Source organism: Parashewanella hymeniacidonis (assembly GCF_016900895.1).
Lineage (GTDB): Bacteria > Pseudomonadota > Gammaproteobacteria > Enterobacterales > Shewanellaceae > Parashewanella > Parashewanella hymeniacidonis.
Window position 1 is genome coordinate 1 of record NZ_JAFEUN010000135.1, and the last position, 9,430, is coordinate 9,430.

The window sequence follows — 9,430 nt, forward strand, 5'->3', positions numbered from 1 at the left end:
GGTACAAACGGGATATGTGTTCAGTACGAAGTAACTGAATAGAATTAAGCAGGAGCCGTATACGAGAACCGTACGTACGGTTCTGTGAGAGGGATGAGGCAGTGATGCCTCACCCTACTCGATATATCTCCAATACATGTAATTTGAGACTCTAAACATTTATTAATCCAAAATTCATGGAACAAAATTGTTCTTATTTTATTCTAAGGTATAGTTAATTAACTAGACTTACACCTTTCTTAATCTTCAAAGACTTTGAAATCTGTTATCCATTACCCAAAAGTATTTATTTTAGGGGGAGCTTATGGAAGTACACAACCCATGTAAACATTACGAATTGTATGACTATGCAAGAAGCGCAGGTCAATATAAGCATCAGCTAAAAATACCAAGTGGCGTCGATTCGATGCTTGACAGCTGTGGATTGTCTAAGCAGACATGGGAACACATTAAAGACGGAGATTTAAAAAAAGCTAAAGGAGCTATGTCTTTTATTGAGCGCTTAATAAATCTATTTACCCGTGGCTCACGTCAAAAAATTATAGAAAGAGCGGTTAATATACTCACTCCCCATTGTCAGTCAGCTCATGACGTCACGAGTAAAATTGATGATTTCTATGCACTTAAAGCTTCGCTTCCAGCTAATTATCAGAGTGGAGTAAATTACAAGATTGTTAGTGAAGATGATCAGTTGAAGTTTATCGTGTGGATTGATCCAAATTCTGAATTTGCAAAGAGCATGCAAAATGTAGATTTTGAAGAAAACATCTTTAAGGAGCCAGTCTCAAAACCGTCAAATAAGGCTTTATTAGCTATGTCGCAAGAGCAAAGCCAGTTTTTTGATGAAAAGATAGCGGGTAATCCTTTATATACTGCAAGTTGCGCAGTGTCTGAATGTTGCAAAAGCTCTAGAGTAGGCTTTTTTTCTAAATACTTCGAATTAAGATCAGAGCTTAATGCTATCGAAGCTAGCTCTCATTTATCACCTGAAGCAAAACAAGACGTAAAGTATTTTCTTAAAACGTCAATGGATGTTACTGTTGATGAGCTTTCGAAGAGCAGAAGACCTGAACCAAAATTTGACACTGAATTCTATGATTTACATTCACCAACACGAAATTCTTTAAAAGGAATTCAGGTAGAGTTAGAAGACACAGATGAAATTATTGAAGAGCACCCAAATCATTCTAGAAAAAATTCACAAGTTGAGCTTTCTTTAGTTTCGGAAGCCGAAGAAACCGATGAAGCTAGTGCTGTTAAGAAGGCTCAGCGAGAAATGTTAGAAGGTGGATTTGAACAAATTCAAAAAATAAACCAAAAGTTTTTTTATGAAGCCATAAAGTGCATTTTGGGTTAGACAAATATGAGCCCAAGGATGACTTGGGCTCATAAGAGATTAACGTGTAAATTGTAGACGCTGACCAAACTGTTTATTGATAAAACGCTCACCATCAAACATGTGATTACCATTGACCCAAGTGCCGATAATGCTTGATTGGAAGTTGTAGCCAGTAAATGCTGACCAACCGCAATGATAGCGAATATTTTCTTTCGTCACTTCAAATGGCTTGTTTAAGTTAATTAATGTCAAATCTGCATGATAACCTTCACGTAAGTAACCACGGTCTTTAACTTGATAACGTTCAGCAACGGCGTGAGATGTCTTTTGAACAATCTTTTCAAGTGAGAAGTTACCGTTATGATAATGTTCAAGCACAGATGGAAGTGCATGTTGAACTAACGGTAAACCAGACGGCGCTTTAAAATAACTTTCGTTTTGCTTTTCATCCCAAGTATGAGGTGCGTGGTCAGTCGCAATAATGTCGATAACATCATCTTGAACTGCTTTAATCAGAGCCAGTTGATCCGACTCACGCTTAACTGCAGGGTTACACTTAATTAAGCTTCCTAGTCTGTCATAGTCTTTGTCATTGAAAAATAAGTGATGTACACAAACCTCAGCCGTGATATTGGCGCCTTTTAAATCTGCAAGTTGTTTGTTTTTCTGAAATAAGTACAACTCATCAGCGGTGGTTAAATGCAATACGTGTAAGCGAGCTTTGTGCTTGATGGCTAGAGAAGTCGCTAACTGAGATGATGCAAGACAAGCTTCACGGGAGCGAATTTCACCATGCAGGTTCATTGGGATTTTGTCACCATACTTAGCACGATACTCTTCTTCTATTGCGGTGATCATTGGGGTATTTTCACAATGGGTTGCAATAAGAGTAGGGGCATTAGCAAAAATGTCATTTAAGGTAGATTCATTATCAACCAGCATGTTTCCGGTTGATGCACCCATGAAAATTTTGATGCCACAAGCTTGATTGGGGTCTAGGCGTTTTATTTCTTCAACGTTATCGTTGGTAGCACCTAAATAAAAGCTAAAGTTAGCTAAAGAACTTTGTGAAGCACGAGTGTATTTGTCTTCAAGCGCATCTAAATTTGTGGTTTGTGGATTTACATTTGGCATTTCCATAAAGCTAGTAATACCGCCTGCAACCGCTGCTCTCGATTCACTGGCAATAGTGCCTTTATTTGGAAAGCCAGGTTCTCTGAAATGAACTTGATCATCAATCATTCCCGGAATCAAATGGTTTCCTTGAGCATCAACAACCTTTGCATCAGCTGGCGCTGAAATTTGGCGGTCGATTTTACTAATACGGCCGTTTTCAATCAGTAAATCTTGAGTCGAAATGCGTCCTTCATTGACCAGTTGGGCATTGCATATCAAAGTCTTCATAGGATACCTAATTAATTATTGATGTTTATCATGCATATAATACCTCAAAACCGCAGTAAGTGTGCGCTTTGTCACTTTTTAAGCGTCAAATAAAGATTTTGTCAGGGATGTAAGAGTGAACCTCGCCAGCTCGTTAAAGTTTGAGTATAATAGTCGGCTATTTGTTGTAAAGCTCGTTGGCCATAGCCGATGGAGCCATACCAAATATCGTGATTTGGTATGAGTTTTGGCGGACTGTTTTTCTGCCGAGGAGATTTAATGCTGCTTTTTGTAAAAGATCTAACTGTGATCGACTTTTCCTATTTGTGTGAAAAACGTGGGATGGTGGGTGAAAGTTGGATTGTTGATGTTGTTTTAGAGGGTGGTTTGGACGAACAAAGTATGGTCCTTGATTTCGCTAAAGTAAAAAAAGCGATTAAACATACCATCGATGAAATCGTTGACCATCGTTTGCTGGTGCCGAGTTTATCAGCCGCAAGTCGTTTTGAATTTACCGATGAAAAAACCATTGTCGATTTCAAAAGTGAAGTAGGCAGCATGCATCTAATTTGCCCTAAAGAAGCGTTTACTTTTATTGAAGCAACTGACATTGCTTTTGATAATGTGATAGATTTTTTAAAGCAAAAGTTGAGTATCGTTTTACCTGATAACGTGAATGCAATTGAATTAACGTTAAGAGCCGAAAAACTCGACACGCCTTTTTATCATTACAGTCATGGCCTTAAAAAACATGATGGTAATTGTCAGCGGATTGCTCATGGTCACCGCAGTCCAGTTACGATTTATGAAGATGGTGAAGAATCACTTCGCTGGAACCAATATTGGGCTGAGCGTTGGCAAGATATTTATCTTGGTAGTGAAGAGGATCGAGTAGATATTTCTGGTTTAGATATTAATGTTGAAAGTGTTAATGATGACAGTCATTATGGTTTCAGATATCTCGCACCTCAAGGTGAATTTCAATTAGCCATACCTAAAACGGTAACTGACATGATCCCTCATGATACTACCGTTGAGCTATTGGCTGACTTTATGGCTGAGACATTGCACACCATGAACCCTGAAAAAAGTTATAAAGTTGTCGCATTTGAAGGCGTAGGTAAAGGTGCCATTGCGTTTAGAAATTAATATTTGAACCTTAACTTTCGTTGAGTAAACAGTAAAAACACTGTTATGATTTGGTTTATTATAAATAAATAAGCCAAATCATGACTCGATACATTTCATTTATTTTCGCTTCCTTTTTACTTTCCTTTTCTGCATTAGCCAATTCAATTCATTTACAGGGTAAATTTGAGCAGGGCAGTCTTATAAAAGGTAATGTTCCTCCTCAATCTCAAGTATTGTTAAATGGCAAACCTGTACAGGTAGCCAAATCAGGAGACTTTGTCTTTGGGTTTGAGCGTGAAGCAAAGCCAGAACATGAGTTAAAAGTAATTTATCCAAATGGTTTAACGGAAATAAAGCCTTTAAAAGTTACCGCCAAAAAATACAAAATTGATCGGGTTAATGGTATCAGTAAAAAAATCATGAAACCTGACCCTAAAGCGTTAGCAAGAGCTAAAAAAGATGGTAAGCAGGTAAGAGCAGCTCGTAATACAGAGTCTCAACAGACGGCCATTTTTACTGATTTTATTTGGCCCGTTACAGGCAGAATTTCAGGTGTTTATGGTAGCCAGCGAGTCTACAACGGTAAACCTGGACGACCACACTATGGGGTTGATGTCGCAAGGAACACCGGGACGCCGATTGTTTCTCCTGCCGACGGCGTAATTACCTTAGCCGTACCTGATATGTTTTATTCAGGTGGTACTGTAATTATTGATCATGGTTTTGGTGTGAGCTCAAGTATGCTGCACTTAAGCAAACTTTATGTGAAACAAGGACAGAAAGTGAAACAAGGTGAGCCAATTGCAGAAATAGGTGCGACGGGTCGAGTTACTGGTCCTCACTTAGATTGGCGTTTAAATTGGTTCCAAATGCGATTAGATCCAACTTCTATCGTCCCTGATATGAAGTCGGTGATGAAAAAGAAATAATTAGTATTATTTTTGCGAATATGATTAATCTGGCTTAGCAACAATAGTCTGACCTATTGGAGCTAAGCTGAGTAATGCTAGCTTCAAGTGAGCAATACCAAATGGAATGCCTATGATGGTAATAAAACACGCTACAGCATGAAGCAAGTGACCAATGGCCATCCAAATACCAAATAATAAGAACCAAATAATATTACCAATCGTACCAAAGGTACCCGTTCCAAAATCTTCACGTCCACGAGCAACTCTTCTATTCATTTGTTCTTGGCCAAAAGGCCAAAAAGACAATTCACCGATAACAAAACACGCTCGGCCGAAAGGTATACCGATAATACTGATGAAGCAAAGGATGCCGACGAGCCACCAAGCTATTCCCATCAAAAAACCACCCATGATAAACCAAGCAATATTAAAAATAATGCGAAATACAGCCATTTCATCTCCCAATCTCTTCAATGAGTTGTGTTTGTTGTAATACTCTACTGATTCAAATATAGCGAAATACATGCCAAGCTTTTTAACTCAGTGATTTTATTAGTTAACTCAGTAATTCAGTGGGTTCTCTGATAAAATCTCTCAATCTTGGAATCGCCTTTTTAGCTAAAATATAATGAAGTTGACCAATAGCCCAGTAGATAAAGTCAATTTATTTGGACGCCCTTTTTTCATTAAGAGGGATGACTTATTGCATCCTAAGTTTAGTGGCAACAAAGCAAGAAAGTTTAAAGCATTGCTCGATAATGACTTTCCCGCAGTAAAACAACTCGTTGGTTTTGGCTCTTGCCAAGCGAATTCTTTATATTCATTATCGTCTTTAGCTCAGTCAAAATCTTGGTCATTCAGTTTTTTTGTCGACCGCATTCCTGAGCATTTAAAAAGTAACCCTATTGGCAATTATAAAGCAGCGTTAGTGCAAGGAGCTGATGTTCAGGTATTTCCTGTTGCACTTAAAGGGGACGTAGAAAAAGAAGCTTGGTTAAGGCAAAAGTACGCCAACAACCCTGAAGTTTTAGTAGTACCAGAAGGCGGGCGCTCCGATTTGGCAAGGTATGGTGTTCATCAGTTAGCAGAAGAAATTACACAATGGGCCTTAGAAAAAAATCAAATACCGTTAACAGTTTTTCTACCATCAGGAACAGGAACAACGGCTTTATTCTTACAGGAATTTTTTACATCCAAAAACATAGATATTCAAGTATTAACCTGTGCGGTTGTGGGTGATGTGCAATACCTAAAACATCAGTTTAATTTGCTTATTGATAATGACCATTTATACCCTGAAATATTAAGTACGCCTCAACGGTTCCATTTCGGTAAGCTTAATAAGAAGCTTTACGATACTTGGTGTGAAGCTAATATGAGTGGGATTGAATTTGAACTTTTATATGATCCAGTAGGTTTGATAACTCTAAAACATCATCTTCATGAATTAATGAACACCTCGATTTTGTATATTCATCAAGGTGGCATATTAGCTAATGAGACGATGCTGTTGAGGTATAAAAGAAAATATAATATTGAATAGCGGAACTAGACGTGGCTGTTGACCAACCATCTCATGAAATTCAACGCATCACTTTTTTGAGTGAATATTTCTTTATTTTTTCCAGATTTGTCAGTGTAGACAATGGCATTCTTATGGATAGATATTGCTTTAACAGGGAATGACACATCTATCTGACGATCTTCTACTTTGAATGGCATACAGCTCTCCGTGCTTTCGTTTGTATTTGTTTAAACAACTAAACTCTAGAATAGAACTAAGAAATTTCAAGTGGTGTTGATAATAGGTAGATAACAATTTTCAAAAAATCAAGTTTTAAGAAGATAAAATTACTTGCTTTCATATTCTAAACTTTGTCATTTTTGTAATTTTATAACGACTTATTTTTCGGTTACTAATAAGCGTTTTTTATCCCAAAATCCCGTGGATATTGAGCTGCAAGCAGTTATCCACTAAACCTGTGGATAAGCTTGTGGAACAGTACGTTAAAATGCCCTGCAACCCGCATTGGGACTGAATTGTACTTAAAATGAACTTGAAACGGCAGTTTATTAAAAGTATAATTAAATCAATTGGATATGCGTCAGTGTTAAAGTGACTATAGACAAACATAAATGTTTCATAATTGTAAAGATTTAAACATTAAGTACTGTGTATTATTTCGACGAAGATCTCAAACTAGAGTCTGAAAACACTATAGTCATTGCATTTTACAGAATAATAGTCTGATTTATTTTTTAAAACAGATTCTAATCAATTCTAATTAAATTACATAAAAAAAATCGCTCAATATTGAGCGATTTCTCATTTAAAAAAGATGTATCAAATAACACCTAATTCTTTTAAACGCTCCATTAAATATTCATGGGCAGTATAGTTGTCAGACAAGACTACTTCAGGGCGTGGATGTTGGAACAAAGGCAGTGAAATTCGTGACTTCGTTTTATCCATGCCTTCAGGGTTAATTACTCGATGTGATGTAGATGGGAAATAACCACCAGAAGCTTCTTGAAGCATATCGCCGATGTTAATGATGATATTACCAAAGTCACTTGGAACGTCTACCCAAGAACCATCTTTATCTTGAACTTGTAAACCTGGCTCATTAGCAGCAGGTAAAACTGTTAGTAAGTTGATATCTTCGTGGGCAGCAGCACGAATGGCACCTGCTTCTTCATCGCCCGTCATCGGTGGATAATGCAGTACGCGCAATAAGCTCTGAGTACTGTCTTTTACCATATTTGATAGTGCTTCTGTGTAGAGCTCGGCTACTTCTTTCGGTGAGTGCTCTTCAATCCAAGATAGAAGCTCTGCTGCAAATTTATTGGCAAGTTCATAATACTTCAAAATATTCTCACGAAGAGATTCAGGGATTTGTCCCCAAGGGTATACATGGAAGTATTCTTTGATGTCTTTAACCGTGTAACCTTTCGCAGTTTCAGAAATTTCAGCTGGGAAAAAACCGTCTTGACTTTCAGCGTTGAACTTAAAACTGTGCTTTTCTTCTGAGTTGAAGAATTCATGCCATTCTTTATAAATCGCTTCAACCAAGTTTTGATCGATAGGGTGGTTTTTTAACACACCAAACCCGATTTGATGAAGAGATTCAACAAATTGTTGAGCAGCGTCCTTTGCAAGATAATCAATTGCTTCTAATTTCATTGGTATATTCTTATATTATATAGGGCGTAGCCCCTATTTGACCCGAGAGTATTGTACTCTGTAGCACAATTAACTGCAAAAACGTGATATTGAAAGCTACTTCAGTTTTGGCCTGTCTATTAACTAAAGATAAAATTTTGGGAATTGAACTATGAATAAACTGACAGACTTTGAACGTTATGTTATTGAAGACAAAGGAACTGAGCCACCCTTTACTGGTGAATATACTGACCTTGAAGCTGAAGGTGTTTATTTATGTAAAAAATGCGATGCACCCTTATATCGCAGCGAACATAAGTTTCATTCACATTGCGGTTGGCCTTCGTTTGATGACCAAATTACTGGTGCGGTAACTCGAGTACCTGATGTAGACGGAATGCGCATAGAGATCATATGCAGTAATTGTGACGGCCACTTAGGGCACGTATTTGAAGGTGAGAGGTTAACTGATAACAATATTCGGCATTGTGTTAACTCGGTTTCGATGAAATTTGAACCAATTGATCGAACTTTACAATCCCAGCCTAATCTTGCAACTTTTGGTGGTGGTTGCTTTTGGTGTACGGAAGCGGTTTATAACCTAATGAAAGGTGTGATCAGTGTCACTTCAGGTTACTCTGGCGGTGCAGCGAGCGAAGCAAATTACAGGGCTGTATGCAGTGGTAGTACTGGTCATGCTGAGGTCGTGCAATTAGAGTATGATCCTAATGAAGTTGATTTTAAGACCTTACTACAGGTTTTCTTTCAGTCACATGATCCAACCAGCTATAACCAGCAAGGAAATGATATTGGTCCGCAATATCGCAGCGTGATTTTTGCACATAATGCTGGGCAGGCGGCAGAGGCTACTGAAGTGATTCGAGAGTTGGATAAGTCGCTGGTTTACCCTAAACCGATCGTTACTGAATTGACGATGTTTGATCGATTTTATCCTGCGGAAAATATTCATCAAGATTATTATGAGTTACATGGTGAGCAACCATACTGTCAGATGGTTGTAAGGCCTAAAGTTGAGAAGTTTAAACGAGTGTTTGCTGACAAGGTTAAGTGATTGAATGTTGGCTTGGTTAAGCCATTTGTGAAGCTTAAACTTCTTCGAAGTTTTTAAAGTCGTGGAGTAGCACTCCACATCGCTAAAAAAGGGAAGCCTCCAACTGCTTCCCCTTTTGAATCCCTTGAGCCGCCCAAACGAAGCTAAGCGCTAGCTATTAAGCTTTGGATATATTCAAATGAGAAAGAGAGGGTAGATTTATACTGTGTACTGTTATTACTTGTAATTATCAATAGAACTTGTGATTCTGGTTTAATTGTTTCAGTTCTTCCAAAATTACATAATTTAAAAAACTCAGGAATTAACAGATAATTAGTCGGCTATGAAAAAAATCTAACATTATGATCGCTAATACAATATAGCTCTTTGATACATTCAATTTCGACCAGAAATGATATAGTGAACCTACGGTTTCTGGTCGTTTTTGGTGC

General features: G+C 37.8%; 9 protein-coding genes. 5 read left to right on the forward strand and 4 right to left on the reverse strand.

What is annotated here, in order from left to right; all coding sequences use genetic code 11:
- Positions 1-337: 337 nt before the first annotated feature.
- On the forward strand, positions 338-1,357 hold the full coding sequence (locus tag JQC92_RS19280; protein WP_205001173.1) for a hypothetical protein: 1,020 nt from the start codon (positions 338-340) through the stop codon (positions 1,355-1,357).
- A 39-nt stretch (positions 1,358-1,396) separates the two neighbouring features.
- Here JQC92_RS19280 and JQC92_RS19285 read toward each other — a convergent pair whose 3' ends face one another.
- The gene (locus JQC92_RS19285) at positions 1,397-2,743 is read right to left on the reverse strand and encodes a dihydroorotase (RefSeq protein WP_205001174.1); all 1,347 of its coding nucleotides are present in this window, start codon (positions 2,741-2,743) and stop codon (positions 1,397-1,399) included.
- 258 nt (positions 2,744-3,001) lie between these two features.
- Here JQC92_RS19285 and JQC92_RS19290 point away from each other — a divergent pair, with 258 nt between their 5' ends.
- Positions 3,002-3,871, forward strand: a complete 870-nt coding sequence (locus tag JQC92_RS19290; RefSeq protein ID WP_205001175.1) for a 6-carboxytetrahydropterin synthase — start codon at positions 3,002-3,004, stop codon at positions 3,869-3,871.
- A gap of 80 nt (positions 3,872-3,951) precedes the next feature.
- Positions 3,952-4,782, forward strand: coding sequence for a M23 family metallopeptidase (locus tag JQC92_RS19295; protein ID WP_205001176.1), 831 nt, complete (start codon positions 3,952-3,954; stop codon positions 4,780-4,782).
- 24 nt (positions 4,783-4,806) lie between these two features.
- Here JQC92_RS19295 and JQC92_RS19300 read toward each other — a convergent pair whose 3' ends face one another.
- Positions 4,807-5,217, reverse strand: a complete 411-nt coding sequence (locus JQC92_RS19300) for a YccF domain-containing protein (RefSeq protein ID WP_129946956.1) — start codon at positions 5,215-5,217, stop codon at positions 4,807-4,809.
- Positions 5,218-5,392: 175 nt separating this feature from the next.
- On the opposite strand from JQC92_RS19300, the gene JQC92_RS19305 reads away from it, so the two are divergent.
- Positions 5,393-6,307, forward strand: a complete 915-nt coding sequence (locus tag JQC92_RS19305) for a 1-aminocyclopropane-1-carboxylate deaminase/D-cysteine desulfhydrase (RefSeq protein WP_205001177.1) — start codon at positions 5,393-5,395, stop codon at positions 6,305-6,307.
- 5 nt (positions 6,308-6,312) lie between these two features.
- On the opposite strand, the gene JQC92_RS19310 is transcribed toward JQC92_RS19305, so the two are convergent.
- Positions 6,313-6,486 carry a hypothetical protein gene (locus JQC92_RS19310; RefSeq protein ID WP_205001178.1) on the reverse strand — a complete coding sequence of 58 codons (174 nt, stop codon included), beginning with the start codon at positions 6,484-6,486 and terminating at the stop codon, positions 6,313-6,315.
- Between the two features lie 622 nt (positions 6,487-7,108).
- Positions 7,109-7,948, reverse strand: a complete 840-nt coding sequence (locus tag JQC92_RS19315) for an isopenicillin N synthase family dioxygenase (RefSeq protein WP_205001179.1) — start codon at positions 7,946-7,948, stop codon at positions 7,109-7,111.
- A gap of 151 nt (positions 7,949-8,099) precedes the next feature.
- Here JQC92_RS19315 and JQC92_RS19320 point away from each other — a divergent pair, with 151 nt between their 5' ends.
- Positions 8,100-8,999 carry a bifunctional methionine sulfoxide reductase B/A protein gene (locus JQC92_RS19320; protein WP_205001180.1) on the forward strand — a complete coding sequence of 300 codons (900 nt, stop codon included), beginning with the start codon at positions 8,100-8,102 and terminating at the stop codon, positions 8,997-8,999.
- Positions 9,000-9,430 lie beyond the last annotated feature (431 nt).

What these genes read in the sequence shown, in the direction of transcription:
- JQC92_RS19310 (WP_205001178.1), bottom strand. Translation starts at nt 6,486, where the DNA reads ATGCCATTCAAAGTAGAAGATCGTCAGATAGATGTGTCATTCCCTGTT.
- JQC92_RS19305 (WP_205001177.1), top strand. Translation starts at nt 5,393, where the DNA reads ATGAAGTTGACCAATAGCCCAGTAGATAAAGTCAATTTATTTGGACGC.
- JQC92_RS19285 (WP_205001174.1), bottom strand. Translation starts at nt 2,743, where the DNA reads ATGAAGACTTTGATATGCAATGCCCAACTGGTCAATGAAGGACGCATT.
- JQC92_RS19290 (WP_205001175.1), top strand. Translation starts at nt 3,002, where the DNA reads ATGCTGCTTTTTGTAAAAGATCTAACTGTGATCGACTTTTCCTATTTG.
- JQC92_RS19315 (WP_205001179.1), bottom strand. Translation starts at nt 7,948, where the DNA reads ATGAAATTAGAAGCAATTGATTATCTTGCAAAGGACGCTGCTCAACAA.
- JQC92_RS19320 (WP_205001180.1), top strand. Translation starts at nt 8,100, where the DNA reads ATGAATAAACTGACAGACTTTGAACGTTATGTTATTGAAGACAAAGGA.
- JQC92_RS19300 (WP_129946956.1), bottom strand. Translation starts at nt 5,217, where the DNA reads ATGGCTGTATTTCGCATTATTTTTAATATTGCTTGGTTTATCATGGGT.
- JQC92_RS19295 (WP_205001176.1), top strand. Translation starts at nt 3,952, where the DNA reads ATGACTCGATACATTTCATTTATTTTCGCTTCCTTTTTACTTTCCTTT.